This is a genomic window from Gluconobacter aidae, from assembly GCF_009547075.1.
Lineage (GTDB): Bacteria > Pseudomonadota > Alphaproteobacteria > Acetobacterales > Acetobacteraceae > Gluconobacter > Gluconobacter aidae.
This window is the reverse complement of sequence record NZ_WIPH01000003.1, coordinates 104,188-131,178: the sequence shown is the minus strand read 5'-3', so window position 1 is coordinate 131,178 and position 26,991 is coordinate 104,188. Positions and strand designations below refer to the sequence as shown.

Annotated in this window: 26 protein-coding genes; 13 read left to right on the top strand and 13 right to left on the bottom strand. The window is 62.5% G+C overall.

Features of this window, described 5'->3' with window-relative positions; genetic code table 11:
- Window positions 1-48 precede the first annotated feature (48 nt).
- Genes GFJ39_RS02820 through metK form a run of 3 tightly spaced genes read right to left on the bottom strand, consistent with a single transcriptional unit; the run spans window position 49 to window position 3,638 of the window.
- Window positions 49-1,689 carry an electron transfer flavoprotein-ubiquinone oxidoreductase gene (locus GFJ39_RS02820; RefSeq protein WP_153429590.1) on the bottom strand — a complete coding sequence of 547 codons (1,641 nt, stop codon included), beginning with the start codon at window positions 1,687-1,689 and terminating at the stop codon, window positions 49-51.
- 39 nt (window positions 1,690-1,728) lie between these two features.
- Window positions 1,729-2,424 carry a tRNA (guanine(46)-N(7))-methyltransferase TrmB gene (gene trmB / locus GFJ39_RS02815; RefSeq protein WP_153429588.1) on the bottom strand — a complete coding sequence of 232 codons (696 nt, stop codon included), beginning with the start codon at window positions 2,422-2,424 and terminating at the stop codon, window positions 1,729-1,731.
- Window positions 2,425-2,453: 29 nt separating this feature from the next.
- Window positions 2,454-3,638, bottom strand: coding sequence for a methionine adenosyltransferase (gene metK, locus GFJ39_RS02810; protein WP_325062801.1), 1,185 nt, complete (start codon window positions 3,636-3,638; stop codon window positions 2,454-2,456).
- 302 nt (window positions 3,639-3,940) lie between these two features.
- Between metK and GFJ39_RS02805 the strand changes: the two genes are divergently transcribed.
- Window positions 3,941-4,729: an SDR family NAD(P)-dependent oxidoreductase gene (locus GFJ39_RS02805; protein WP_153429586.1), complete on the top strand. Its 789-nt coding sequence runs from the start codon at window positions 3,941-3,943 to the stop codon at window positions 4,727-4,729.
- A gap of 64 nt (window positions 4,730-4,793) precedes the next feature.
- On the opposite strand, the gene dapB is transcribed toward GFJ39_RS02805, so the two are convergent.
- Together dapB and GFJ39_RS02795 are read right to left on the bottom strand one after the other, a co-directional pair.
- On the bottom strand, window positions 4,794-5,540 hold the full coding sequence (gene dapB, locus GFJ39_RS02800; RefSeq protein WP_153429584.1) for a 4-hydroxy-tetrahydrodipicolinate reductase: 747 nt from the start codon (window positions 5,538-5,540) through the stop codon (window positions 4,794-4,796).
- 24 nt (window positions 5,541-5,564) lie between these two features.
- Complete coding sequence (locus GFJ39_RS02795; RefSeq protein ID WP_153429583.1) at window positions 5,565-5,978, bottom strand: winged helix-turn-helix transcriptional regulator; 414 nt, start codon at window positions 5,976-5,978, stop codon at window positions 5,565-5,567.
- A 91-nt stretch (window positions 5,979-6,069) separates the two neighbouring features.
- Between GFJ39_RS02795 and GFJ39_RS02790 the strand changes: the two genes are divergently transcribed.
- Window positions 6,070-6,678 (top strand): FMN-dependent NADH-azoreductase, encoded by a 609-nt coding sequence (locus GFJ39_RS02790; RefSeq protein WP_153429581.1) that lies wholly within the window; start codon window positions 6,070-6,072, stop codon window positions 6,676-6,678.
- A gap of 13 nt (window positions 6,679-6,691) precedes the next feature.
- On the opposite strand, the gene GFJ39_RS02785 is transcribed toward GFJ39_RS02790, so the two are convergent.
- Window positions 6,692-7,873, bottom strand: coding sequence for a globin domain-containing protein (locus GFJ39_RS02785; RefSeq protein ID WP_153429579.1), 1,182 nt, complete (start codon window positions 7,871-7,873; stop codon window positions 6,692-6,694).
- An 80-nt stretch (window positions 7,874-7,953) separates the two neighbouring features.
- Between GFJ39_RS02785 and GFJ39_RS02780 the strand changes: the two genes are divergently transcribed.
- Both GFJ39_RS02780 and aroE read left to right on the top strand, forming a co-directional pair.
- Window positions 7,954-8,400 (top strand): RrF2 family transcriptional regulator, encoded by a 447-nt coding sequence (locus GFJ39_RS02780; RefSeq protein ID WP_153429577.1) that lies wholly within the window; start codon window positions 7,954-7,956, stop codon window positions 8,398-8,400.
- Between the two features lie 87 nt (window positions 8,401-8,487).
- Window positions 8,488-9,342 carry a shikimate dehydrogenase gene (gene aroE, locus GFJ39_RS02775; RefSeq protein ID WP_153429575.1) on the top strand — a complete coding sequence of 285 codons (855 nt, stop codon included), beginning with the start codon at window positions 8,488-8,490 and terminating at the stop codon, window positions 9,340-9,342.
- 56 nt (window positions 9,343-9,398) lie between these two features.
- On the opposite strand, the gene dnaJ is transcribed toward aroE, so the two are convergent.
- Window positions 9,399-10,541, bottom strand: coding sequence for a molecular chaperone DnaJ (gene dnaJ / locus GFJ39_RS02770; protein ID WP_153429573.1), 1,143 nt, complete (start codon window positions 10,539-10,541; stop codon window positions 9,399-9,401).
- Window positions 10,542-10,683: 142 nt separating this feature from the next.
- Window positions 10,684-12,588 carry a molecular chaperone DnaK gene (gene dnaK / locus GFJ39_RS02765; protein ID WP_153429571.1) on the bottom strand — a complete coding sequence of 635 codons (1,905 nt, stop codon included), beginning with the start codon at window positions 12,586-12,588 and terminating at the stop codon, window positions 10,684-10,686.
- A gap of 270 nt (window positions 12,589-12,858) precedes the next feature.
- Between dnaK and GFJ39_RS02760 the strand changes: the two genes are divergently transcribed.
- From GFJ39_RS02760 to murA, 8 genes are all read left to right on the top strand, one after another.
- Window positions 12,859-14,013, top strand: a complete 1,155-nt coding sequence (locus tag GFJ39_RS02760; protein WP_194285267.1) for a hypothetical protein — start codon at window positions 12,859-12,861, stop codon at window positions 14,011-14,013.
- Window positions 14,014-14,164: 151 nt separating this feature from the next.
- On the top strand, window positions 14,165-14,545 hold the full coding sequence (locus GFJ39_RS02755) for a glycerol dehydrogenase (protein WP_153429569.1): 381 nt from the start codon (window positions 14,165-14,167) through the stop codon (window positions 14,543-14,545).
- The gene (locus tag GFJ39_RS02750; protein WP_153429567.1) at window positions 14,545-16,776 is read left to right on the top strand and encodes a pyrroloquinoline quinone-dependent dehydrogenase; all 2,232 of its coding nucleotides are present in this window, start codon (window positions 14,545-14,547) and stop codon (window positions 16,774-16,776) included. The genes GFJ39_RS02755 and GFJ39_RS02750 overlap by 1 nt, the downstream gene beginning before the upstream one ends.
- A gap of 191 nt (window positions 16,777-16,967) precedes the next feature.
- Window positions 16,968-18,152 carry a glycosyltransferase family 4 protein gene (locus GFJ39_RS02745; protein WP_153429566.1) on the top strand — a complete coding sequence of 395 codons (1,185 nt, stop codon included), beginning with the start codon at window positions 16,968-16,970 and terminating at the stop codon, window positions 18,150-18,152.
- On the top strand, window positions 18,142-18,321 hold the full coding sequence (locus GFJ39_RS02740) for a hypothetical protein (RefSeq protein ID WP_153429564.1): 180 nt from the start codon (window positions 18,142-18,144) through the stop codon (window positions 18,319-18,321). The genes GFJ39_RS02745 and GFJ39_RS02740 overlap by 11 nt, the downstream gene beginning before the upstream one ends.
- A gap of 6 nt (window positions 18,322-18,327) precedes the next feature.
- Entirely contained in the window at window positions 18,328-19,242 is a 915-nt protein-coding gene (locus GFJ39_RS02735; protein ID WP_325062800.1) for a DMT family transporter, read from the top strand.
- A 90-nt stretch (window positions 19,243-19,332) separates the two neighbouring features.
- Entirely contained in the window at window positions 19,333-19,884 is a 552-nt protein-coding gene (dcd, locus tag GFJ39_RS02730) for a dCTP deaminase (protein ID WP_011252421.1), read from the top strand.
- Window positions 19,885-19,922: 38 nt separating this feature from the next.
- Window positions 19,923-21,179: a UDP-N-acetylglucosamine 1-carboxyvinyltransferase gene (gene murA, locus GFJ39_RS02725; protein WP_153429562.1), complete on the top strand. Its 1,257-nt coding sequence runs from the start codon at window positions 19,923-19,925 to the stop codon at window positions 21,177-21,179.
- A gap of 85 nt (window positions 21,180-21,264) precedes the next feature.
- On the opposite strand, the gene GFJ39_RS02720 is transcribed toward murA, so the two are convergent.
- Window positions 21,265-22,740: a mannitol dehydrogenase family protein gene (locus tag GFJ39_RS02720; protein ID WP_153429560.1), complete on the bottom strand. Its 1,476-nt coding sequence runs from the start codon at window positions 22,738-22,740 to the stop codon at window positions 21,265-21,267.
- Between the two features lie 219 nt (window positions 22,741-22,959).
- Here GFJ39_RS02720 and GFJ39_RS02715 point away from each other — a divergent pair, with 219 nt between their 5' ends.
- Window positions 22,960-23,436, top strand: coding sequence for a GAF domain-containing protein (locus GFJ39_RS02715; protein WP_153429558.1), 477 nt, complete (start codon window positions 22,960-22,962; stop codon window positions 23,434-23,436).
- A gap of 25 nt (window positions 23,437-23,461) precedes the next feature.
- Here GFJ39_RS02715 and GFJ39_RS02710 read toward each other — a convergent pair whose 3' ends face one another.
- The 4 genes from GFJ39_RS02710 to dinB all read right to left on the bottom strand — a co-directional run bounded on the left by GFJ39_RS02710 (window position 23,462) and on the right by dinB (window position 26,977).
- Complete coding sequence (locus tag GFJ39_RS02710; protein WP_153429556.1) at window positions 23,462-24,016, bottom strand: LOG family protein; 555 nt, start codon at window positions 24,014-24,016, stop codon at window positions 23,462-23,464.
- Window positions 24,017-24,048: 32 nt separating this feature from the next.
- Window positions 24,049-25,242 carry an MFS transporter gene (locus GFJ39_RS02705; RefSeq protein WP_153429554.1) on the bottom strand — a complete coding sequence of 398 codons (1,194 nt, stop codon included), beginning with the start codon at window positions 25,240-25,242 and terminating at the stop codon, window positions 24,049-24,051.
- 128 nt (window positions 25,243-25,370) lie between these two features.
- Complete coding sequence (locus GFJ39_RS02700; RefSeq protein WP_153429552.1) at window positions 25,371-25,802, bottom strand: hypothetical protein; 432 nt, start codon at window positions 25,800-25,802, stop codon at window positions 25,371-25,373.
- A 104-nt stretch (window positions 25,803-25,906) separates the two neighbouring features.
- Complete coding sequence (dinB, locus tag GFJ39_RS02695) at window positions 25,907-26,977, bottom strand: DNA polymerase IV (RefSeq protein ID WP_153429550.1); 1,071 nt, start codon at window positions 26,975-26,977, stop codon at window positions 25,907-25,909.
- Between the last annotated feature and the right edge of the window lie 14 nt (window positions 26,978-26,991).

Below are 26,991 nucleotides of genomic sequence, written 5' to 3'. Positions count from 1 at the left end.
CGGAAAAGTCACATTCCGCTCTGGCCGTGCCCTTTTGCGGGAAGAAAATTACATCCCGACCGGATAGTTCGGACCGCCGCCACCTTCGGGCGTGCACCAGTCGATATTCTGTGTCGGGTCCTTGATGTCGCAGGTCTTGCAGTGCACGCAGTTCTGGGCGTTGATCCGAAGCTGCCAGGCGTTTTCGCCCTTCTGTTCCTGTTCATACACACCAGCCGGGCAGTAGCGGCTCTCCGGCGAATCGAACACGTCATGATTGACGGTGCGCCAGATGGCCTCGTTGCGGAGCTTAAGGTGAACCGGCTGGTTTTCCTCATGGTTTGTTCCGCTCAGAAAGACCGAGCTGACGCGATCGAAGGTGATCTTCCCGTCGGGCTTGGGATAATCGATTTTCGTGCACACCGAAGCGGGACGCAGCGTCTCGTTATCGGCATGTGGGTGATGCAGCGTCCAGGGCGCACGGCCGCGCAGGATCATGCTGTCGATGCCCGCATAAATCGCGCCGAGCTTCATGCCCCATTTCGCGAAAGCCGGGCGGATGTTGCGGACGTCGCGCAGTTCGGACCACAGCCAGGACTGCTGGACGCGCGCCGTCATGCTGGCGGCTTCTTTCCTATCCTTTTCCAGAGCCTCGGCCACGGCCTCAGCCGCGATCATGCCGGATTTCATGGCCGTATGTGTGCCCTTGATCTTGGGCACGTTAAGGAAGCCCGCCGAGTCACCAGCCAGAACGCCGCCGGGGAAGGTCAGGCGCGGAATGGACTGGAATCCGCCTTCGGACAGGGCGCGCGCGCCGTAGATCAGGCGCTTGCCGCCTTCGAAGTGCTCCAGGAAGGCCGGGTGCAGCTTGGTGCGCTGCATTTCTTCGAACGGGGAGAGATAGGTGTTGGCGTAATCGAGGCCGGTCACGAAGCCGAAGCTGACCAGATTTTCCCCGAAATGATAGAGCCAGGCACCACCATAGGTATGGTCATCAAGCGGCCAGCCGAAACTATGCTGCACGAGGCCGGGACGGTGCTTTTCCGCCGGGATTTCCCAGACTTCCTTGACGCCGAGGCCATAGGTCTGCGGATCAATGCCCTTGCGCAGCCCGAAACGCTTCATGGCATGGCCGGTCAGGGAGCCGCGCGCGCCTTCGGTCAGGATGGTCTGCTTTGCCCGCAGGATCATGCCGGGCGTGAAGTTCGGCCCGTGCTCGCCGTTGCGTTCGATGCCCATGTCACCCGTGACGACGCCGGCAACGCGGTTGTCCTCGATGAACAGTTCCGCGCCCGAGAAGCCCGGATAGATTTCCACGCCAAGGGCTTCGGCCTGCTCGCCGAGCCAGCGGCAGACTTCGCCGAGCGAGACGACATAGTTCCCGTGATTGGCCATCTGCGGCATCACGCGGTCCAGATACGGAACGGCGAAGGAGCGCGTTTCGGTTAGGAACAGCATCCGCTCTTCCGTAACCTGCGTCCGCAGCGGCGCACCCAGATCCCGCCAGTTCGGCAGAAGCTCGTCGAGACTGCGCGGTTCGATCACCGCGCCCGAGACGATATGCGCCCCGATCTCGCTACCTTTCTCGATCAGGCAGACGCCCGCGTCCGGCGCGAGCTGCTTCAGGCGGATCGCGGCGGACAGACCGGCGGGACCGCCACCGACCACCACGACATCGAATTCCATTTCTTCGCGTTCGATCTGGGTCATGATGTCAGGACACTCGCTGTGATAACGGGATTGGAGAGTTCAGGGGCGGCGCGTGAAAGTCCAGTAGAACGGCACGCGCCCTTCGCGGAAGGCCTTGGCCTCATAGCGTGTGGGCGACCAGCCATCCGGACGTTCCTTGGCCGGGGGCGGCGCATCGAACAGGTCCTGTTTGCCCATCACCTCCGTGACCCATTCCTGGTAGACGGGATGGTCACTGGCGACGCGCCAGATGGCGCCGGGTTTCAGGACGCGGTGCATCTGCTTGATGTTTTCCGGATGCACGAAGCGGCGTTTGGCATGCCGGGCCTTGGGCCACGGGTCCGGGAACATCAGATACGCCCGGTCCAGACACGCATCGGGCATGTCCTTGAGCAGCAGGCGGGCATCTTCGGCCCAGATGCGGAAATGGGGAGGCGGCGTGGCCGTGTCTTCCTCACCTTCAGGCACAAGGCGCGACAGCAGGGAGCACAGGCCGTTCTCGAAGACCTCGGAGGCGATATAGCCGACATCCGGGTTCAGTTCGGACTGGCCGATGGCATGTTCGCCGCCGCCAAAACCGATTTCGAGAAAGACACGCGAAACCGCATCGGAGAATCCCGCGGCGGGATTTTCCGGTGAAGTGAAGGAAAGCCGGGGCAGCGCCTTCTCAAGAAGGTGCTGCTGCCGGGCCCGGAGCGGATGGCCGCGCTGGCGGCCATAAAGCCGCTCCGGCTGGGGTTTGAGAGACTCGACCAGGGGTTTTCTGCCAGATTACCGGTTGAGACTTAGCGGTTCAGGGCGCCACGCAGCGTGGTGACCAGATCCGTCTGCTCCCAGGTGAAGTTGTCCAGAACCGGGTCCGGCGCACGACCGAAATGGCCATAAGCGGAGGTCGGAACATAGATCGGACGGTTCAGGCGCAGATGCTTGCGGATGCCGCGCGGGGACAGGTCCACAACGTCGTTGAGGATCGCACCCAGACGGGCTTCGTCCACGTCCTTGCCCGTGCCGTCGAGGTCAACATAGACCGAGAGCGGCTTGGACACGCCGATGGCGTAGCTGAGCTGGATCGTGCAGCGGTCGGCAAGGTCGGCGGCCACGACGTTCTTGGCGAGGTAACGTGCGGCATAGGCTGCCGAACGGTCCACCTTCGTGGGGTCCTTGCCGGAGAATGCGCCACCACCATGCGGGGCTGCGCCACCATAGGTGTCGACGATGATCTTGCGACCCGTCAGGCCGGCGTCGCCGTCCGGTCCACCGATGACGAAGTTGCCGGTCGGGTTCACGTAGAACTCGTCTTCCGGGCAGGTCCAGCCTTCCGGCAGGATGCCGTTGACCACGTCGCGAAGCGTTTCGCGGATCGTGTTCTGGCTCATGCCCTCGACATGCTGCGTGGAAATCACGACGGACGTGACGCCAACGGGCTTGCCATCGACATAACGCAGCGTGACCTGGCTCTTGGCATCCGGCAGAAGGCCGACGCCACGGGCGTCACCGTTCTTGCGGTAGTCGCGGATGCGTTCGAGGATCGTCTGCGCGTAATACAGCGGCGCAGGCATCAGGTGCTCGGTCTCGCGCGTGGCGTAACCGAACATGATGCCCTGGTCGCCGGCGCCCTCGTCCTTGTCGCTGCCGCTGTCAACGCCCTGGGCGATGTCTGCGGACTGCGCATGCAGGTAAGAGGTGATGTCGGCCTTCTTCCAGGAGAAACCTTCCTGATCGTAGCCGATGTCCTTGATGGCTTCACGGGCACGGTCGATCAGTGTGTCCTCGACCTCTTTGGGGCCGCGGACTTCACCGGCCAGGATGACGCGGTTGGTGGTGACCAGCGTCTCACAGGCAACACGCGCTTCCGGATCAGCCTGAAGATAGGCGTCCAGAACGGTATCGGAAATGCGGTCCGCCACCTTGTCGGGATGGCCTTCGGAAACGGACTCGGACGTGAAAAGGAAATCGCCGTGATTGCGCACTCAGGGACCTCGCAGGGAATGAGTGGTGAGAAGGGCCACAGGGTGTCTTGGCAGACAGGCTGTGGCATTCAGGGAGGTGACGGCTTGGCGGAATTGGTCGCAAGGGTCAAGGGGCTGCATGGGGTCTGAACGCGGTTTTCTGCGGGACAGTCCCGAAAATCGCCGTGAGATCACAAAAAAGAGAGTCGGCGCCCCCGTTTCATTTTTCAACGACACCGTCCATGCTGCGTTCGTGTTCCCGCGACCCCTGCTGTCCGTCACGGGTGCGGTTCCGGGAAAAACAGAGTTTGAGGCATTCGGAAATGTCGAAGAAGTTTAACGGTAAAGTCTGTCTGGTCACCGGCGCGGGTGGCAATATCGGTCTTGCGACCGCCCTTCGTCTGGCAGAAGAGGGCACGGCCATAGCCCTTCTGGACATGAACCGCGAGGCCCTGGAAAAGGCGGAAGTCTCCGTCCGTGAAAAGGGCGTCGAAGCCCGCTCCTATGTCTGTGACGTCACATCCGAAGAGGCCGTGATCCAGACCGTGGATACCGTGGTCCGGGATTTCGGGAAGATCGACTTCCTGTTCAACAATGCCGGCTATCAGGGTGCTTTCGCCCCCGTTCAGGACTATCCGTCCGACGATTTCGCACGTGTGCTGACGATCAACGTCACCGGTGCCTTCCACGTCCTCAAGGCCGTTTCGCGCCGGATGATCGCGCAGAACTACGGTCGCGTCGTCAATACCGCCAGCATGGCCGGTGTGAAGGGACCGCCGAACATGGCCGCCTATGGCGCGTCCAAGGGCGCCATCATTGCCCTGACCGAAACCGCCGCGCTGGATCTCGCTCCCTACAACATCCGCGTGAACGCCATCAGCCCCGGTTACATGGGCCCCGGCTTCATGTGGGAGCGTCAGGTCGAGCTTCAGGCAAAGGTCGGAAGCCAGTATTTCTCCACCGATCCCAAGGTTGTGGCCCAGCAGATGATCGGCAGCGTTCCGATGCGCCGCTATGGCGACATCAACGAGATCCCCGGTGTGGTGGCGTTCCTGCTTGGGGATGATTCCAGCTTCATGACGGGTGTGAACCTGCCTATTGCCGGGGGTTGATCGGGGGAGTCCGGGCTCTGCCCGGGCCCGGCAGGGATCTTGATCCCTGCACCCTGTTTTTTGGTTAGCGTTTTAAAGCGTCGGCCATTGTGTAGAGGCCGGCGGGGCGTCCGGCTAGCCATCTTGCGGCCAGCATCGCGCCTCTGGCGAAGACCCTCCGGTCCAGCGCGCGGTGAGACAGGGTGATCTGTTCGTCCGCCGCCATCAGGACGAGGTCGTGTTCGCCCACGATCTGCCCGCCGCGCAGGGACGCGAATCCGATCGCCCCCTCCGGACGGCGGCCGTTCTGGTCGGTCCGGGCCACGTCCTCGAGCCTGACACCACGTCCTTCCGCCACACCCCGGCCAATCGCCAGCGCCGTGCCGGACGGGGCGTCCAGTTTCTGGCGATGATGAACCTCTAGGATTTCCGCATCATAATCCGGCAGTCCCGCGCCAAGCTGCCGCGCCAGTTCCAGAAACAGCGTCAGCGCCGGGGAGAAATTGGCGGCCTGAAGAACGGGAATATGCTGCGCCGCCGCGTTCACGGCGTCCTGCGCGCCCTGATCGAGTCCCGTGGTTCCCAGAACCCACGCGCATCCGGCCTGTGCGAAAGCTGCCGCATGAGCCGGGACGGTCGAAGCATGGCTGACATCGATCACCACATCGCAGCGTTTCGCAAGTGCGGCGGGATCGGTGGTGATGTTGCGCTGGGCGTTTGCGGTGCGGGACAGGCCGCCGACAAGGGCGTTGCCTGCTTCTTCGGCACAGAGCGTTCCAAGCCGGCCCGTAATGCCGGCGATACCAATACGGGGAGCGGAAATCTGGGTCATGGTTGGTCCATCAGAACGGAAAAATCAGAGATCGGCTTCAAGCCGGGCATCGAAACGGGCGCGGGCCGCCTCGATTTCGGGACGGTTGGACAGCGCCCACTGACCAAAGGCTTCGGTCAGCGTCCACAGCGACTCCCCGAGCGTCGTCAGCTCATAATCCACGCGCGGCGGAGTCGTTGGGGTGACGGTCCGCAGCACGAGGCCATCGCGTTCCAGATTGCGCAGGGTCAGGGTCAGCATCCGCTGTGAAATCCCGTCGATCGCGCGGCGCAGTTCGCTGAAACGGTGTGGCCCGCGCCCGAGCGACTTGACGATCAGGATGCTCCACTTGTCCGTCGTGCGCGCCAGAATGGAGCGGATGACGGCACAGGCATCGCTGTTCTGCGTGCAGTCTGGCGAGGGTGGGGAAAGAGCGGTCTCGCTGACGCGAACATCCATGTGCCTATGGCTCCGGAATGTGCCTTCTTGCGGCGGGGTTCAAAGGTTCCTTATCTGGTGCTGGTTACGATCAGGAACCGGAAAGATCAAAATGAAACTTCTCCACATCGATTCCAGCATCCTCGGTGACAGCTCCGCCAGCCGTCAGGTCAGTGCCGCCGCTGTCGCGCAGTTCCGCAAAAAGGATCCGTCCCTTGAGGTCACGTCCCTTGATCTCGCCAGCGATCCGCTGCCGCATCTGGACGTCGAGGCCCTGTCCTGGCTCGGCAAGGAGCTGACGCCGGATGTGTCGGCCCGCCCTGAACTGGTCGCCAGTGCCAGGGCCATGAAGGATTTCAAGGCCGCCGATATCCTCGTCATCGGCGTGCCGATGTACAACCTGTCGATTCCCAGCCAGCTCAAATCCTGGATCGACCGCATCATGGTGGCGGGCCAGACATTCCGCTACACGTCCGGCGGCGCAATCGAAGGTCTCGCAAAGGGCAAGAAGATCGTGCTCGCAGTGGCTCGCGGCGGTCTTTATGGCGAAGGCTCTCCGGCCGCCGCCTTCGAGCATCAGGTGACCTATCTGAAAGCCGTGTTCGGCATGATGGGCGTCACGGACATCACCGTGATCGAGGCCGAGGGTCTGGCCACGAATGGTGGCGCCGACCGTGCCCGCATCCTGTCGGATGCGGAACAGAAGGCCGGCGCGCTTTAATCAGCCCTTTGCGTCAGTCCGTTACCCCGGTATCCGGTCCGAACGTCTCGTAACGCAGACGCCCGGCCGGAACGCCGGCTGTCGGCAGGCCGTGCACCATGTCACGCATGAAGCCTGTCGGACCACACAGATAGGTCTCGACTCCGTTGGACAACTGCCCGGCCACCCAGGCGGCGGTCGGGCGCCCGTCTTTCTCCGTCAGGCGCGTGACCACCCGGATGCGCCCTGCCGAACTGCCGGACAGCTCGGCCAGACGCTCCGCAAACGGCGCGGTCTCCGCGGAATGGGCGATCTGCACGACATGAACGGGCGTTGTGACACCGGGCTGGGCCAGCGCTTCCAGCATCCCGATCATCGGCGTAATGCCGATCCCGGCACAGACAAACGCCAGCGGTCCTTCGACCTTTTCGGGCAACACGAAATTGCCGGCAGGCGGCGACAGCAGGACGTCCGTCCCCTCGCATTTTCCGCTGTTCAGCCAGCCCGAAACGGCACCGTTGGGGACATGGCGCACGCTGATGCGATAGCCCTTGCGGTTCGGGGTGGAGGTGATGCTGTAATTGCGGCGCGTCCGCCCATGTCCCGGAATATCCAGATCAACGCCCAGATACTGCCCCGGAACGGCGCTGATGACCGGCTTGCCGTCCACGGGTTCCAGTTCGAGTGACGTGACATTGGCACATTCCGGAACGGCGCGGGCAATGCGGAACGGACGCCAGCCACTCCAGCCGCCTTCGGCATGGGCGCTGCTGTCATAAAGCTGATGCTCGCGGCCGATCAGGATATCCGCCAGCGCCCAGTAGGCCCTGCCCCAGGCGTCAAGGATTTCCGGCGTTGCGGCATCCCCCAGAACAGCCGAAATCGCACCGAGCAGGGCTGTGGCGACATGCGGATAATGCTCCGGCTGGATTTCGAGGCTGGCATGTTTCTGCGCGATTCGTTCGACCGCACCGCCCATCACACCCAGATTGTCGATGTTTTTCGCGTAGGCCAGCACGGCCATGGCCAGCGCCCGTGGCTGCGTGCCGGTGGACTGGTGCGTCGGGTCGAACATCTCCGCAATCGCGGGATCGGCCAGCAGGCGGCGGTACATTTCGGACGTGATCGTCACGCCATGGGCTTCGAGCGCCGGGATGGTCGCCTTGATGATGGCGATGGTCCCGGGCGTGAGGCTGCGATCGGCGGAAGTGGACATGAGCGGTCCCCTTAAAGGTGTATTTGAAATACATCTTTAAAAACGTGACCTGTGTCTGTCAATCTGGCAGAGGAGTCGCCATGCGCCTGACACTGCACACCGATTACGCCCTGCGCGTGCTGATCCATCTTGGGGTTCACACCTCACGCCGCGTCTCCATCCGCGAGATCGCGCAGGCCTATCGCATTTCCGAAAACCATCTGGTGAAGGTCGTGCACCGTCTGGGGCAGGGCGGTTTCGTCACGACCGTTCGCGGGCGTGGGGGCGGCCTGGAACTGGCGCGCCCCGCTTCAGAGATCAACGTGGGCGCGGTCGTGCGCTTTACCGAAGATGACATGATGCTGGTGGACTGCGAGGGGCGGAACAGCACGGACGGACGGCCCTGCGTCCTGTCTCCGGCCTGTGTCCTGCGTGGTGTGCTGGGCGATGCGCTGGGTGCGTTTCTGTCGGTGCTGGACCGCTACACGCTCGCCGACCTGCTGACGGGTCGGGAAGCGGCCCTGCTGGCTCTCGGCCCCCTTTCGTGAAAACTGATATTCTTGGAATGTGAATGGACCCTTCCGTGATCCCGTGCGTCATCTCGGATGAACGATAACAGATCCGAGGAGCCTCTCATGAGCCAGCAGAATTTCCGCAGCATCCTGACCGGATCGTTCTCCACGCCGTGCGATGACAATCCGACCGTCGCCATGATCGAGGCCGCGTACCGGCACTACAGCATTGATGCGCATTACATCAACTGTGACGTCAAGGCGGAGAACCTGAAAGACGCGGTCGCGGGGGCGCGGGCCATGGAATGGGTCGGATTCAACTGCTCCCTGCCGCACAAGGTCGCGGTGATCGAGCATCTGGACGAACTGGCGGAGTCCGCCCGGATCATCGGTGCGGTGAACTGCGTTTCCATCCGGGACGGGCGCCTGATCGGCGACAATACGGACGGGAAGGGCTTTCTGGCGTCCCTGAACAAGGTCGCGGAGCCGTCCGGAAAGAAGGTCCTGCTTCTGGGCGCGGGTGGGGCCGCACGCGCCATTGCCGTAGAACTTGGGCTCGCTTCCGCTGCCCATATCACGGTCATGAACCGCGATCCCAAAAAAGCGGAAACCATTGCCTCACTTGTGCGGGACAACACCTCCGCCAGAGCCGACGTTCAGGCATGGGACGGTGAGGCCAGTGTGCCGGAAGATGTGGACATCCTGATCAATGCCACATCCATCGGTCTGGGCGATGCGGACGCCATGCCGCCGCTGAAGGTCGAGACCCTGCGCAAAGGACTGATCGTCGCCGATGTCATCCCGAATCCTCCCAGAACCCGACTGCTGCGGGAAGCGGAAGGCAGGGGCTGCACCGTGCTGGACGGGCTCGGGATGCTGGTCAATCAGGGCGTGATCGGCGTGAAGCACTGGTTGGGCAGGACGCTGGATGCCGGGGTGATGGAACGGACCCTGAAGGATATTTTCAGCGCGGACTGACATGAAAAACCCGGTGTCTCCGAAGAGAGCACCGGGTTTTTTGCGGATCTGAAAGATCAGCGGCCTTCGAAGAAGTCGCGGACCCTGGCGAAGAAGCCGCTGTTTTCAGGGCTGCCCTTGGCGTGGTCGTCCCCGGCTTCCTTCTCGAACTCTTCGAGAAGTTCGCGCTGGCGCTTCGTCAGATGGCTCGGCGTCTCGACCGAGACCTGGATGTACATGTCCCCACGGGCCGAGGAGCGCAGGACCGAGAAGCCCTTGCCGCGCAGACGGAACGTCTCGCCCGTCTGCGTCCCGGCAGGAATGCGGACCTTGCTGCGGCCACCATCCACAACCGGAACCTCGACTTCCGTACCCAGTGCCGCCTGCGTCATGCGCAGCGGAACACGGCAGTAGATGTTCGATCCGTCACGCTGGAAAATGTCATGCGACAGGACGGAGATGTGGACATACAGATCGCCCGGCTGCACGCCTTCGCCGCCGGCCTCGCCCTTGCCCGCCATGCGGATGCGCGTGCCATCCTCGACGCCGGCCGGGATGTCGATGCTGATGGTTTCCGTCTTCGCTTCCGTGCCCGTGCCGTGACACACCTTGCACGGATTGGCGACGGTGCGTCCCGAACCGTGACAGGTCGGGCAGGGGCGCTCGACGAGGAAGAAGCCCTGCTGCGCACGAACCTTGCCCGCGCCATGGCAGGTCGGGCAGGTGCTGCTGCCAGCCTTCGGATCGGCCGAACCCGAACCATGACAGGCTTCACACGTCACGCGCGTCCGGACCTCCACGTCCTTCGTCACGCCCGTGAAGGCTTCCATCAGCGTGATCTCGACCTGAACCTGGACATCCGCCCCGGTCCGGCGTCCACCACCCCGACGCCCCCCCATCATGTCGCCGAACATCTGGTCGAAGATGTCGCCCAGACCGCCGGCACCGGCAAAACCACCACCGAAGCCGCCGCCCATTCCGCCCATGCCACCTTCGAAGGCGTCATGGCCGTAGCGGTCATAGGCAGCCCGCTTCTGCTCGTCCTTCAGGACGTCATAGGCTTCATTGATTTCCTTGAACTTCTGCTCGGCGGCGTCATCACCCGGATTACGGTCGGGATGGTACCGCATGGCCTGTTTGCGGAAGGCTTTCTTCAGCTCGTCCTGCGAGGCCGTGCGGGAGACTTCAAGGGATTCGTAATAGTCGATTCTGGTGGCCATGTTCGGTCCTTGGGGCGGTCCTGAAGGCGGTCCCTGTGGAGGGCCGGAAAACAAGAATGGCGCCCACCCCCTTGCGGGAACGGGCGCCCTCGGAAAACAGGGTCAGACGGAGCCTTCAGCCCCGTCTGCGGAAGTCACCCGGTCAGTGCTTCTTGCTGTCGTCTTCGAGGTCTTCGAAGTCGGCATCAACGACGTTTTCGTCTTTCTTCTCGCCTTCCGGCGCAGCGCCACCTTCAGCGCCCTGACCAGCCTGGTACACAGCCTGACCAACCTTCATGGCCGCCTGCGTCAGCTTTTCGCTGGCAGCCTTCAGGGCATCAAGATTTTCGCCACCCAGAGCCTCGCGGGCTTCGGCGATCGCGGCTTCAGCTTCGGACTTGTCAGCCGCCGGAACCTTGTCGCCACCTTCGGTGATGGACTTCTCGGTCTGGTGGATGAGGCTTTCCGTGCTGTTGCGCAGTTCGACCAGTTCGCGCTTGGCCTTGTCAGCGGTTGCGTTGGCTTCCGCGTCCTTGACCATGCGGTCGATGTCGGAGTCGGACAGACCGCCAGAAGCCTGGATCTTGATCTGCTGTTCCTTGTTCGTGGCCTTGTCCTTGGCGGACACGTTCACGATGCCGTTGGCGTCGATGTCGAAGGTGACTTCGATCTGCGGCACGCCACGCGGCGCCGGTGCAATGCCCTGAAGGTCGAAGTTGCCCAGCAGCTTGTTGTCAGCCGCCATCTCACGCTCGCCCTGATAGACCTTGATGGTCACGGCGCTCTGGTTGTCTTCGGCCGTGGAGAAGGTCTGGCTTTTCTTGGTCGGGATCGTCGTGTTGCGGTCGATCAGACGGGTGAACACGCCACCCAGCGTCTCGATACCCAGCGACAGCGGCGTCACGTCGAGCAGCAGGACGTCCTTGACGTCACCCTTCAGGACGGCGCCCTGAACGGCGGCACCGATGGCGACCACTTCGTCAGGATTGACGTTGCGTGCCGGATCCTTGCCGAAGAACTCCTTAACCGTCTCGATGACTTTCGGCATACGGGTCATGCCGCCGACCAGGATGACTTCGTCGATCTCGTTCGGGGAGACGGACGCATCCTTGATGGCTGCACGGCACGGGCCGAGCGTCCGCTGGATCAGGTCATCAACCAGGCTTTCCAGCTTGGCGCGGGACAGCTTGACGACGAGGTGCTTCGGACCGGAGGCGTCGGCCGTGATGAACGGCAGGTTGATCTCGGTCTCCTTGGAGGAGGACAGCTCGATCTTGGCCTTCTCGGCGGCTTCCTTCAGGCGCTGCAGGGCGAGCTTGTCACCACGCAGGTCGATGCCCTGGTCCTTCTTGAACTCGTCGGCCAGGAACCCGATGATGCGGTTGTCGAAGTCTTCACCACCCAGGAACGTATCACCGTTCGTGGACTTCACTTCGATCACGCCGTCGGAGATTTCGAGGATGGAGACGTCGAACGTACCACCGCCAAGGTCATACACGGCCACCGTGCCGGAATCGCGCTTGCCAAGCCCATAGGCGAGGGCGGCCGCGGTCGGCTCGTTGATGATGCGCAGGACTTCGAGGCCGGCGATCTTGCCGGCGTCACGGGTGGCCTGACGCTGGGCGTCGTTGAAGTAGGCCGGGACCGTGATGACGGCCTGGGAGACGGTCTCGCCAAGATAGCTTTCGGCGGTTTCCTTCATCTTGCCCAGAACATACGCCGCGATCTGCGACGGAGCATACTTCTCGCCACGCGCCTCGACCCATGCGTCACCATTGTCGCCACGGACGATGGCGTACGGCACCATCTCCTTGTCCTTCTGGACAGTCGGGTCGTCGTAGCGACGGCCGATCAGACGCTTGACGGCATAAAGGGTGTTGGCCGGGTTGGTGACAGCCTGACGCTTCGCGGCCTGTCCGACGAGACGCTCACCGTTATCGGTGAAAGCGACCATGGACGGCGTCGTGCGGGCGCCTTCGCTGTTTTCGATGACCTTGGTTTCGTCACCCTCGCGTACTGCGACGCAGGAGTTGGTGGTACCAAGGTCAATGCCAATGACTTTGCTCATGTAATATCAGTCCTCTCAGCGGTCCGTCCCGGCCCTGTGAGGCACCGGATCGGACCCTATTGACGTATCCAGACCCTCACGGGCCTGTGTTCCGACTACTGATCTAGGCAACGCCGCAAGGTGTTTCAAGCACTTGGACGACACATTTCGTCGAGAATGTTCGCTTCACGGGGCCGGAAAGGGAAGATGGCTGTTTCCGAGACGGACATCCCCCTCTAGTAAGGTTGGGCCTTCCGCTTTGCCTGCCAATGGGACAGTCTTCAGACAGTCATGCCGAATCACCCTTACTTTCGTGCCACGCTGATGGCTGCCCTGGCCGTTTTCTCCGCAACCGGTCTCTCTGCCTGTGGTCCGATGGGGCCCGGAAAACTGCGGGACGACCAGCTCGAATACTCCCGTGCCCTGGGGGATACGCAGAAGCACGAGATGCTGCTGAACATCGTCCGGCTGCGTTACGCCGATCCGCCGACATTCCTGGATACGACGCAGGTGATTGCGGGCTACAGCGTTTCCAAGAGCATCAGCGGCGGTTTTTATGCCTATCCGGCGACGGCGGTGGGAAACTACCTGTTCGGCACGGGAACCATGTCCCTGGGTGAGAGCCCGACCTTCACCTATCAGCCGGTGACGGGGCAGCAATACGCCGAGAACGTGGTCCGGCCGATCTCGCCGACGGTCATCATGCCGCTCAGCCTTGGCGGCCTGCCGATCGATACGCTGCTGCGCCTGACGGCACAGTCCATCGACGGCCTGTCCAATGTCCGCGGGCTTGGTGCGGGACCGTCCGGTGGTGGTTCGGTCCGCTTCTATCTGCTTCTGCACGATCTGCGGCAGCTTCAGATCCAGGGCGCCATGACCATCCGGATCACGAGCGAGACTCCGACCCCGCCGACCGGCAAGAAAAACGGCGGCAAGTCCGATAGCACTGGCAATGGGGGAAGCAGCGCGGGCACCGAGCACTCCTATCTGGTCCTGACCTCGACATCGGACAGCAACCTGCTGGCGATCCAGGCGGAGGTGCGTCGTCTGCTGCATCTCGACCCGGGGGCCGAGGAAGCCGAAATCGTCTATGGTCCGTATCCCAAGCATCCGGGCAAGCAGATCGCGATCCTGACGCGCTCCATGCTCGCGATGCTGACGCAGCTCGCCTACGAGGTCGAGGTGCCGGAAGACGACATCAAGAGCGGCCGAACGCCTCCTACGATCGGGCAGGTCGGAATCGAGAACCGCCCGGAAGTCGTGATCCATTCGAGCCGGGAAGAGCCGGCTTCCCCCTATGCCGCGGTCAGCTACAACAACACCTGGTTCTGGATCAGCGATCGTGATTTCCAGAGCAAACTGGCGTTTACGATGGTGCAGGTTCTTGAGGCCCTGGCGGCGACGAATCATACGGCGGGGGCGGTTGTGACCATCCCGGCTGGGTAACAAAGATAATGCGCATTTGAATTCATTTAAATGGAACTGTGTTATTACACGGTTTTGTTAGAATTGTATTCAAGGATATTGAAAAAGAACCGTAGATTTCAGAAAAGTCTGGATTTACCGTCTGATCTTTCAGTTCTGGAGGCTTTCACCGATGCCGAATACTTATGGCAGCAGGACCCTGGCTGAGTGGCTCACACTTGTCCTGGGAGTTATTATTCTTCTGGTGGGCCTGTTCTTCGTTATCGCCGGGGCTGACCTCGCGATGCTGGGCGGGTCCATCTACTACGTTCTGTGCGGAATCCTGTTGGTGGCCAGCGGCGTTTTCATGCTCATGGGACGGACCCTCGGTGCGTTCCTCTATCTCGGTGCGTTGGCCTACACATGGATCTGGGCGCTGTGGGAAGTGGGCTTCAGCCCCGTTGATCTTCTCCCCCGCGCCTTTGGTCCCACGCTGCTGGGCATCCTTGTCGCCCTGACCATTCCGGTTCTGCGCCGGATGGAAAGCCGCCGTACTCTGAGGGGAGCCGTCTGATGCGCAGATCCCAACTTCTTGCGACCGCCGCCTGTGTGACGTTCGCCTGTGCTCCACTGGCCGCAAACGCCCAGTTCGCGCCTGCCGGCAGTGGCGGAGCGCCGACATCCACCGTTCCCGGTCCGGGCAATGGCAGCGACAATTCCTTCGAGCCGACCGAGAGCACGCCGGCTGTGAAGAGCCGCTTTTCCGGCCCGTCCCCCTATGCGCCGCAGGCTCCGGGTGTAAACGCGGCCAACCTGCCGGATATCGGGTCCATGGATCCGAACGACGTTTCGCAGATGGTCCCGCAGCAGAGCGCAAACCCCGCACGGGGCGACTGGTCCGCCTATGGACGTGACGACAGCCAGACGCGCTATTCGCCGTTGTCCGAAATCACCCCGCAGAACGTCGATCAGCTCAAGGTCGCTTTCGTCTATCATACCGGCAGCTATCCGCGTCCGGGACAGGTGAACAAATGGGCCGCCGAAACCACGCCGATCAAGGTGGGTGATGGTTTGTACATGTGCTCGGCCCAGAACGACATTATGAAGCTCGACCCGGTGACGGGGAAGGAGATCTGGCGTCACAACATCAACGAGAAATACGAGGCTATTCCCTATACCGCCGCCTGCAAGGGCGTGACGTATTTCACCTCCTCGCAGGTGCCGGAAGGCCAGCCCTGCCATAACCGTATTCTTGAAGGCACGCTCGACATGCGCCTGATCGCGGTTGATGCCGCGACCGGCAATCTGTGCGAGGGCTTCGGGCATGGCGGCCAGGTCAATCTGATGCAGGGTCTTGGCGAATCCGTCCCGGGCTTTGTGTCCATGACGGCTCCGCCGCCGATCGTGAACGGCGTGGTCGTGGTCAACCACGAAGTTCTCGACGGTCAGCGCCGCTGGGCGCCGTCGGGCGTGATCCGAGGTTATGACGCCGAAAGCGGCAAGTTCCTGTGGGCCTGGGACGTGAACCGTCCCAACGATCACAGCCAGCCGACCGGCAACAACCATTACAGCCGTGGTACGCCGAACTCCTGGGCTGCGATGACCGGCGATAATGCGCTCGGCCTCGTCTACGTCCCGACCGGCAATTCGGCCTCCGACTATTACAGCGCCCTGCGTAGCCCAGAAGAGAACAAGGTCTCTTCCGCTGTGGTCGCGCTCGATGTGAAAACCGGCGCTCCCCGCTGGGTTTTCCAGACGGTCCACAAGGACGTCTGGGATTATGACATCGGCTCGCAGGCCACGCTGATGGACATGCCGGGTCCGGACGGGCAGACCGTCCCCGCGCTGATCATGCCGACCAAGCGCGGCCAGACCTTTGTGCTGGATCGCCGTGATGGCAAGCCCATCCTTCCGGTCGAGGAGCGTCCTGCGCCGTCGCCGGGTGTCGTTCCGGGCGATCCGCGTTCGCCGACGCAGCCCTGGTCCACGGGGATGCCCGCCTTGCGCGTTCCGGATCTGAAAGAGACCGACATGTGGGGTATGTCCCCCATCGATCAGCTCTTCTGCCGGATCAAGTTCCGTCGTGCGAACTATGTGGGTGAGTTCACGCCGCCGAGCATCGATAAGCCATGGATCGAATATCCGGGCTATAACGGTGGCAGCGACTGGGGTTCCATGTCCTATGATCCGCAGAGCGGCATCCTGATCGCGAACTGGAACATCACGCCGATGTACGACCAGCTCGTGACCCGCAAGAAGGCTGATCAGCTTGGTCTGATGCCGATCGACGACCCGAACTACAAGCCGGGTGGCGGTGGAGCGGAAGGTAACGGCGCCATGGATGGTACGCCTTATGGCATCGTCGTGACCCCGTTCTGGAACCAGTACACGGGCATGATGTGCAACCGTCCGCCCTATGGTATGATTACGGCCATCGACATGAAGCACGGTCAGAAGGTGCTGTGGCAGCATCCGCTGGGAACGGCCCGCGCCAATGGTCCCTGGGGGCTGCCGACAGGTCTGCCCTGGGAGATCGGCACGCCGAACAATGGTGGCTCGGTTGTGACGGCTGGCGGTCTCGTGTTCATCGCGGCGGCTACGGATAACCAGATCCGCGCCATCGACGAACACACGGGCAAGGTGGTCTGGAGCGCGGTTCTGCCGGGCGGCGGACAGGCCAACCCGATGACCTATGAGGCCAATGGTCACCAGTACGTCGCCATCATGGCAGGTGGACATCACTTCATGATGACGCCGGTCAGCGACCAGCTCGTGGTTTACGCCCTGCCCGATCACAAGGGCTGATAAAACCGGGGGCTGCGGCTCCCGATACAGGCGGAAGGGGTGGTTTTCGTGCCGGAAATGGCACGGGGGCTGCCCCTTTTGTCGTTCAGGGCAGTCGTTTTTCATTTTTCGGGTGGGAAGGGGAGGCAGACCCGGCTACAGGCTGTTTTCGTCTGAAAAGCTCTTTCCGGAACAGGCTCCGCAGAACCCTCATGACCGACCGCTCTCCCGTCATCCTTCAGGTTCTTCCGGCGCTGGGCACCGGCGGTCTGGAGCGCGGGGCTGTCGAGATTGCTTCTGCCATCACGCATGGGGGCGGGACCGCGCTTGTAGCTTCGCGTCCGGGGCGTCTTCTGGTGCAGCTTCGTCATGCGGGCGGGCGGCATATCGCGCTTGATCTGAAGAAAAAATCTCCTTTCGCCGTCCTGCGCCGGGCGCGGGATCTTCAGGCGATTATCCAGCATGAGGGCGTGGATCTGGTCCATGCACGTTCGCGGATTCCGGCCTGGGCGGCATGGATCGCCTGTCGCCGCGAAAACATCCCGCTCGTGACGACATGGCACGGCGTGCATAAGGCGACATGGTGGGGCAAGAAATTCTATAATTCCGTTCTGGCGCGGGGTGCGCGGGTCATTGCCATTTCTGAATTCATTGCGAGCCGTCTGCGGAGCGAATACGGCGTGCCGGAGAGTCGTCTGCGCGTCATTCCGCGCGGGGCGGACCCGCAGGAGTTCGAACCCGGCGTGATTTCCGGCGAGCGCGTGCAGAAACTTGCCGAAGCCTGGGGGGTGTTGCATGGCGAAGACGTCATTCTCATGCCCGCGCGACTGACGGCCTGGAAGGGGCAGGGCATTCTGATCGAGGCGCTGGCGCTCCTGCGGGATCGGGCGGACACGGGATGGATCTGCGTTCTGGCGGGGCCGGAGGGCGACCGGAAATTTTCGCGTCAACTGCAGCGGCGCGTGCGGGAACTTGGTCTTGAAAAGCGTGTCCGCTTTGCCGGAACCTGCACGGACATGCCTGCGGCCTGTGATCTGGCGCGGGTTGTGGTGGCGCCCTCGCTCCGGCCTGAACCGTTCGGGCGGACGCTGGTTGAGGCGCAGATGATGGGCCGCCCGGTGATCGGTACGGCGCAGGGGGCCATGATGGAAACGATACTGCCGGGCGAGACGGGTCTGATCGTGCCGCCCGGTGATGCGGAAGCGCTGGCCGATGCGCTGAAAAGCGTACTGGAAACGGACGAAGAGGCGCTGGACTGGCTGGCTGAAAAAGCGCGCGCCCATGCCATCGCCCATTACACGACATCGCTGATGCAGGCCCGGACGCTGGGCGTTTATGACGAACTTCTGGGCACCCGTCTGCGGACGACATTCGAGGAACAGAACCATGACCGGTAAGGACGCAAAATCCACGGAGCAGATCATCCGTGACCGCGCTGCGGCCGCAAAGGAAGAGCGGGAAAGCCGCGAGGCCAGGGCGCTCCGGGCCAATCTGATGCGTCGAAAACAGCAGCAGCGCGCGCGCCCGCAGGATGAAACGCCTTCAGCCGCCGCTGATGAGCGCTGAGAGAAGGTGAAGCGCAGTTTCCCCCTTCCGTCGCCGCAGGAACTGGCGCTGACGGGCGTGACGGTGCTGTGGGGCGGAACGTTCCTCGTGCTCCACATTGCCATGCAGCATTGTGGGCCACGGTTTTTCGTGTTCGTCCGGTTCATGATGGCGGCGGTGTTTGTCGGGCTTCTGGCCGGGCGGAAACTGCTGGATTTCAACCGGCGTGAGATCCGGGCCGGGGCCCTGATCGGAATTGCCCTGGCGACCGGCTATATGTTGCAGAGCGCGGGCCTGCACGACATCACCAGCAGCCGCTCCGCTTTCATTACGGCGCTGTATGTTCCGCTGGTGCCGATCTTTCAGTGGGCGTTCCTGCGCAAGGCGCCGCATCTGATGAGCTGGCTCGGAATCGGGCTGGCTTTTGCGGGGCTGGTCTGTCTGGCGGGACCGGCGGCGCTGTCGCTGTCCTTCGGGCGCGGTGATATCCTGACACTGTTTGCGGCGATTGCCATTGCGATCGAGATCGTCCTCATCAGTCTTTATGCGCGGGGCGTGGACAGTCTGCGCGTGACGGTCATGCAGCTTTTTGCAGGAAGTCTGTTTGCGGGGCTGATGGTTCCGGTTTCGGGAGAAGCACTCCCGGCATTTTCGTGGGTCTGGTTCAGTTGTGCGCTGGCGCTGGGCAGCCTGAGCGCGCTGGTGCAGGTTGTGATGAACTGGGCGCAGAAATCCGTCTCCCCGACCAAGGCGGCTGTGATCTATGCTGGAGAGCCGGTCTGGGGCGGGCTTGTCGGCTGGCTGGCGGGGGACAGTCTGCCTCCCGCCACGCTGCTGGGAGCCATGCTGATCGTGGGCGGCGTGCTGACCAGCGAACTGCGCCCGCAGTGGCTGGAGCGGTTGCTGGGACGCGCGCCACAGACCCTCACGAAAAATGACTGATCTGACACATTGCGTGATCGGGCGTCGGTCGCTAGAGCAGGTGGGTTAAACGCACGGCGATTTCTGTCGCCCCTGCTCAGGAGTGCCCTCATGCCCATCATGCCCGACACATGGATCCGCCAGATGGCCCGGGAAAAAGGCATGATCGAACCGTTCGTGGAGGCCCAGAAGCGCGAAGGCGTCATTTCCTACGGCCTGTCGTCCTATGGCTATGATGCGCGCGTGGCAGAGGAATTCAAGATCTTCACCGATGTGGACAGTGCCATCGTCGATCCAAAGAACTTCGCCTCCAACAGCTTCGTGACCCGCACGGGTGACATCACCATTCCGCCCAACAGCTTCGCGCTGGCGCATACGGTCGAATATTTCCGCATCCCGCGTGACACGCTGGTGGTATGCCTCGGCAAGTCCACCTATGCCCGCTGCGGCATCATCGTGAATGTCACGCCGCTGGAGCCGGAATGGGAAGGGCAGGTAACGATCGAGATCAGCAATACCACGCCGCTGCCCGCGCGAATCTATGCGAACGAGGGCATCTGCCAGTTCCTGTTTTTCCAGGGTGCCAGCCCCTGTGAGGTCAGCTATGCCGACCGTGCTGGAAAATACATGCGCCAATCCGGCGTCACCACGCCCCGCCTCTAAAGCCCAGCTCTCAAGGCCTGTTTCTCAAGGATCGCACCATGGACCGTTTCATCATTCGCGGTGGCCGCCGCCTGACAGGCGAAATCGAGATCGGGGGGGCCAAGAACTCCGGCCTCAAGCTCATGGTCGCGGGTCTGCTGACATCCGAGCGGCTGGTGCTGTCCAACGTGCCGGCCATCGCTGATATCAAGACGATGCGTGACCTGCTGGTAGGGCTGGGCATCACGGTTGAGGACGTCGGGCCGCGCACGCTGTCCATCGGCGGCGAGATCGGTTCCGTCGAGGCGCCGTATGACATCGTCTCCAAGATGCGCGCCTCCATTCTGGTGCTCGGGCCGCTTCTGGCCCGCGCGCGTGAGGCGAAGGTCTCGCTGCCCGGTGGCTGCGCCATTGGCACGCGCCCGGTCGACATGCATCTCAAGGGGCTTGAGACGCTGGGTGCCGTAATCCGTCTGGAAAACGGTTATATCAACGCAACCGCGCCGGACGGGCTGAAGGGCGACCGGATCATCCTGCCCTTCGCCAGCGTGGGCGCCACCGAAAACCTGCTGATGGCCGCGACGCTGGCGAAGGGGCGCACCCATATCGTCAACGCCGCGCGTGAGCCAGAAATCAGCGATCTGGTGCATTGCCTCAACGCGATGGGTGCGCAGATCACGGGCGAAGGCTCGGGCACGCTGGTCATTGACGGTGTGGAGAAGCTGCACGGCGCGCATTACGCCGTCATGCCGGACCGCATCGAGTGCGGCACCTATGCCTGCGCCGCTGGCATTACGGGCGGCGATCTGTTGCTCGTTGGGGGACAGGCCGATGATCTGGGGGCGGTGATCCGCACGCTTGAGGAAACGGGCGTCGAGGTTGTGGAAGAGGCGCGCGGCCTGCGGGTCCGTCGCAGCGGGACGCTTCAGGGCGTGGACATTATGACCGAACCGTATCCCGGCTTCCCGACGGACATGCAGGCGCAGTTCATGGCGATGCTGTCCGTGGCCGAGGGCGCATCCATGATCACCGAGACGATCTTCGAGAACCGCTTCATGCATGTTCCGGAACTCAACCGGATGGGCGCGCGCGTGAACGTGCATGGCCGCTCGGCCATTATCCGTGGCGTGTCGAAGCTGTCGGGTGCGCCGGTCATGGCGACCGATCTGCGGGCGTCCTTCTCGCTGATCCTCGCGGGTCTGGCAGCAGAAGGCGAGACGCAGCTCAGCCGCATCTATCATCTGGACCGGGGCTATGAAGGCGTGGACCGCAAGCTTGCCGCCTGCGGTGCCGATATCGCCCGCGTCTCGGACTGACAGATCTGAAAGTTTTTGGGTTCCGCCTTTTTTCAAAAAGGCGGAGGTCTTTGAAGCTTTTTGAAAAAAGCTTCACCAAAAACTTTTATCCGTTTGCGACCAGATCCTTCAGGACGGCTGCGGTGCCGTGTGTTTTCAGGTCTTCGCGTGTCTGGATGAAGCGCGTGAGGAACTCGGCGGACTCTCCAAGGCCCCATCCGGCGAATACGGTCATGTCCAGCGCTCTGGCCGGGTTCGGATCCAGCGCAAGTGCGCGGTCTTCGGCGCTCAGGCGGGGTTCGGTGACGGCGAAACTGGCCTGCACGTCGTCGCGGCCCACCAGATAGGCACAATAGCAGGCGAGAACGAAGGCGATCCGGCGCGGGTCCTGCCCTTTTTTCAGAACATCTTCCGCCGTGGCGCGCAAAAAGACCGGCAGCTTGGATGTGCTGTCGGACGTGATACGCAGGAGCTGGTCGCTGACGGCATGGTTGCGGAACCGCTCCAGAAGGAGCGCGGCATAATCCGGAAGGCTGATCCCCGGAGGGGCCGTCAGTTGCGGTGAGACGTCGTGGCGCAGGAACTGCTCCAGCAGGGCAGCGAGATGTTCGTCGCCCATGGCTTCATCGACCAGTCGGTATCCCATCATCACGCCCGGCAGCGCCAGCATGGAATGAGACGCGTTCAGCATCCGCAGCTTGACCTGTTCGTAAGGTTCGACATCGTCCGTGAACAGAACGCCAGCCTGTTCCCAGGCAGGACGTCCGGCGGGGAAACTGTCTTCCACAACCCACTGGATGAAATCCTCGCAGAACACGGGGACGCGATCCTCAATGCCGCTTTCCGCGTCCAGCCGTGCCACGTCGGCGGGATGGACCGCCGGAGTGATGCGATCGACCATGCAGGACGGGAAGGCCACTTCGGCCTCAATCCACGCCGCCAGTTCCGCATCCCGCAGGCGCGCGAAGGACAGCACGGCATTGCGGGCGACGTCGCCATTCGCAGGGACGTTGTCACAGGACAGAATGGTGAAGGGGGAGACTCCCGCATCCCGGCGTTGACGCAGGGCCTCGGTCATCATGCCGAACGCCGTGTGGGGGATCGCGCGGTGCAGGTCCTCGGCGATGGTGGGATGTTCTGTCATGAAGCGACCTGCTTCGTCCATGTAGTAACCGCCTTCGGTGACGGTCATGCTGACGATGCGGATCGCGGGGTCCGTCAGGCGCTTCAGCGCGACTTCGCGGTCGGCGGGGGCATGGATGTATTCGACCAGCGATTTGATGACCCGGACCGTATCGGGCCGGTTCGGCGGACATTCACGCAGGGTGTAGAGGCTGTCCTGCGCCTGCAGGGCTTCAGCTTTCGCGATTTCCGCCGGATGGTCCATCAGACCCATGCCGACAATGCCCCATCCGGACTGTCCCGGCAGTGCGAGAGCGCGATCCGTGTAGACCGCCTGATGGGCGCGATGGAAATTGCCGACACTGAGATGGACGATACCGGCCGTCACACTCTCCCGATCATAGGGAGAGGTCAGGACGGACTCTGGGATCTGAGGCAGGGTCTGGGAAGTCAGGATCATGGAAAGGATCTTTCAGACGAAAGGACCGGCTTCTTTTAGAACCCTCCCTCCTTGAGGAAACTGTTTTTGTATTTTGTGAATTATTTCTAATAATTCTCGCAGGGGCGAGAGCATTACGGGAAACGAATAGTTTTCATACACGTCACGGTCTTTCCCGTCTTTTGCGGTCTGTCCTAGGATGGGGATCTGTTTTCCCGTTTCCTGTCAGGACTGATTTTCATGAGCGCCCCCCTTCACCGTCTGAACGTGGACGAGCTTGTCCCGATGGTCCGCTCCGTCGTGTCGAACGAGACGGACATGATTGCCAATATGGCCAATATCGCGGCCCTGCTGTTCGAGGCTCTGCCGCAGATCAACTGGGCCGGGTTCTATTTGTGGAAAGAAGCGGACGGGCAGCTCGTGCTGGGACCGTTTCAGGGGCGTCTGGCCTGCACGCGGATTCCGCTGGGGCGTGGCGTCTGTGGCACGGTCGCGCAGAACCGGGAGGCACTGGTGGTCCCGGACGTACATGCGTTTCCGGGACATATCGCCTGCGATGCGGCTTCGCAATCGGAGATCGTGCTGCCGGTCGTGGTCAGAGGCGCGCTCATGGGCGTGCTGGACATCGACAGCCCGGTGAAGGACCGGTTTTCGGATGCTGATCGCGTGCGTCTGGAAGAGGTCGTCGCTCTGCTGGTGGCGACGCTGGAGGGCTGAGCGGGGATACGCCCCGCTCCAGGGATCAGGCCGGGACGTTGATGGAGAGGTGTTCCATCAGTTCCGGTACGTCCTGCACAACCGTGAACAGACGGCGCGCGGATGGGTCCGCAAACCCTTGCTCGACCGCATCGTTCAGCGTGCTGACGAGTGATGTGGCCCAGCCGCCGATATTGACGATATAGATCGGTTCCCGATGCAGCCCGAGCTGCTTCCAGGTCATGATTTCCATCAGTTCGTCGAACGTGCCGAGTCCGCCGGGGATGATGGCGTAGGCGTCGGAGAGTTCGAACATGCGGGCCTTGCGGGTGTGCATGTCGGGTGTGACTTCAAGCTGCGTGACGCCCTTGTGCATGACTTCCCGGGCATGAAGGAACTCGGGGATGACGCCGATGACCTTGCCGCCTGCCTGAAGCGCTGCGTCCGCCACGGTGCCCATCAGCCCGACATGCCCTCCGCCATAGACCAGTGTGATTCCGTGTTGCGCCAGAGCCGTTCCTATCTCTTTTGCCCCTTCGGCGTAGATGGGAGCATTGCCGAAGCGGGAGCCACAGAAGACGGCGCAGGAACGAATGGTCATGTCGGGTCCGTGTTAGTTGAAGCGAGGATCTGTCACGCGGTCCGGCGGCCCAGCGAACGGCTGATCAGCACCCCCACCAGACAGCAGATGGCGGTGGTGGCGAACATCGTCCTGTAACCGGCGAACTCAATGACCTGTCCAAGAAACAGCCCCGAGCACGCAATGGCAAGGTCAATGAAGATGGAATAGGCCCCAAGAGCCGCGCCGCGGTTCTCCGGCCCCGCACTGTTGACGGCCAGAACGCCCAGTGCAGGGAACAGAAGCGAGAATCCAGCCCCCGTCAGTGCAGCGCCCACAAGGGCCGCCGATGGTGTCTGGAATACGCTGAGCGTGGCGAGCCCGAGCGCTTCCACCAGCAGTGAGATGATCGCCACGAATACGCCGCCGCGCTTTGCGATCTGCGAGGCAAAGAGAAACCGGATGACCACGAAGGTGAACCCGAAAACCGCCAGCGCCGTCGCCGCGCCTTCCCAGTGCAGGACCGCATAATACAGCGCCAGGAATGACGAGATGGCCCCGAATCCGATGGATCCCGCCGCCAGCGCCGAGCCGTGAGGAAGCACGAGTCTGAGCGCCTGTGCGAAGGGAATGGGCTGGCTGGTCGAAGGAAGGGGTTTGACGGCAGGGTAGAAGCCGATCAGCGCCAGGCCGAACAGCGGCAGTGCCACGGAAAGGATCCCAACCGAAACCAGCCCGCCATAGGGTGCGGCCAGCATGGACAGCTTGGCTCCGATCGGCGCGCCAAGGGCGATTCCGCCATAGGAGCAGATGCCGTTCCAGGAAATGGCGATGGCGGTGTTTTCCGCCCCGGCCCGACGGATGTTCCAGACGATCACCCCGGTTGCGGCCCAGCTTTCCGCCCAGCCCAGTAGCAGGCGACTGAGCAGCAGTACGTCCAGCGACAACCGTGGCATGGTCCCCAGAAGCCCTGACCCGGTTAGCAGAAGACCGGACAGCAGACAGGTGACGAGGCCGCCGATGACTACGGGTTTGGGGCCGATCCGGTCCACCAGGCGTCCGGCGGAGGGCCGGGCCGCGAAGGTCGCGAAATACTGGAGCGAGAACGTGATGCCGGCCACGCTCGTGCTGTAACCCAGCCCCTGATGGACGAAAATCGTCAGGACGGCATTGGGCAGGCCGATGACGATATAGACGAGAAGATTGAACAGGACGACAGCAAGAACACGTTTCGTCGGTGAGGCCGCCGGCGTATCTTGCGCGGTCATGGTTCTGCTCTCCTGAGGTTCGGCTGTAACAAAGATCCTCTCTGGCATAGGCCAGATGAGGGAGGTCGTCACGGGGGCGTGTCTTTCCGGACTTCACAATAACGAGTGAAATCGTCCGGAATCAGAGGCTAAGCGGGCTGACGCAGACGGGACGCGACGGACGTGCAGACGATCTGGCGCAGCGGCGTGGGCATGGATGGCAGGGCATACTGCTCGCGTTGTCCTGTCCTCAGGCTGAGAGCCTGAAGAATGCCCTGTTTCCCAGTGACATAGGCCCTGTCGTTTCGAACCAGGACGGCGGCCACAGTGTCGCTTCCCGTCAGTATGCTGCTCTGCCGGCAGTAATGCAGCGTCCCCACCAGATTGGCCGGGGTGGCCGAGGACAGGTCAGGCTCCCCCAGAAACGCCACCGAATTGCGGGCCGTGGAGAAGGGGTGTCCGTGCTGGTTGCGGGCAAGGGCATTCTCTAAATCTGGTGACAGAGCAGCCCTGGAGGTACAGCCTCCCATCATCAGGAGCGGGGTCAGCAGGATGGTAGCCGGGAGTGTGGTGCGGGGCATGTGTTGGTCCATGCGGTGGAAAAGGGCCCGTTCAGAACAGGCTGATCCCCAACGCATCAGACGCTGGAAAGAATGCAATTCTGTCCGGCCAGCGCCGGGTGTCCTTAGAAAAGCAGTTCCATCTGGTCGCGGGGCGCGCTCTCCGCCGCATGAAAGCCCGACAGTGTCAGCCCCAGCAGCCGCACGCCCGGCACGAACGGAAACAGCGGTGCCATAAGGTTTTGGCCCGTTTCCAGCAGGATCTCTTCGGAGGGAACAGGCGCGGAGAGGGTGCGGGCACGGGTGATCTGGCGGAAATCGGCGTATTTGACCTTCAGGGTCACCGTCCGTGCCTGAAGCTGGCGGCGCTGGGCGCTCCCCCACAGCTTGGCCGCGATCTGTGTCAGTGCCTGATGCGCGTCGGCTTCGGATGTCAGGTCCCGAAGATAGGTCTGCTCGGTCCCGAGCGATTTGCGCTCCCGGTTCACGACGACAGGCCGGTGATCGATCCCGCGCGAAATACCGTAATAGAATGTCGCCGCCTTGCCGAAATGCCGGGTCAGCGTCTCGATGTCCCGCTCCCGCAGATTGGCTCCCGTCTCAATGCCGAGAGCACGCATTTTCCGCGCCGTGGCTGGCCCGATACCGTGAAACGCATCGACGGGCAGACTGGACACGAAATCCGGACCCATTGCAGGCGTGATGACGAACAGCCCGTCTGGCTTGCGGTAATCCGAGGCCAGTTTGGCCAGAAACCGGTTGTAGGACACACCGGCCGAGGCGGTCAGTCCTGTCTCGGCGTGGATATCCGCGCGGATGCGGTCCGCGACCAGCGTGGCGGAGCCATAGGCACCCAGATGGTCCGTCAGGTCCAGATAGGCTTCGTCCAGCGACAGAGGCTGGATCAGGGGCGTATAGCGCGAGAAGATGTCGTGGATCTGGGCCGAGATGCTGCGATAGACGTCAAAGCGCGCCGGCACGAACACAAGCTCCGGACACAGACGCTTTGCGGTGACCGACGGCATGGCCGAGCGGACCCCGAAGCGTCGGGCCTCATAGCTTGCGGCGGCCACAACGCCCCGTGCTTCGCCCCGCCCGACTGCGAGCGGTCGGCCGCGCAGGGAAGGGTCGTCTCGCTGTTCGACAGACGCGTAAAATGCGTCCATGTCGATATGCACGATCCGGCGTTGCTCCATGATGCGAGTTTCGC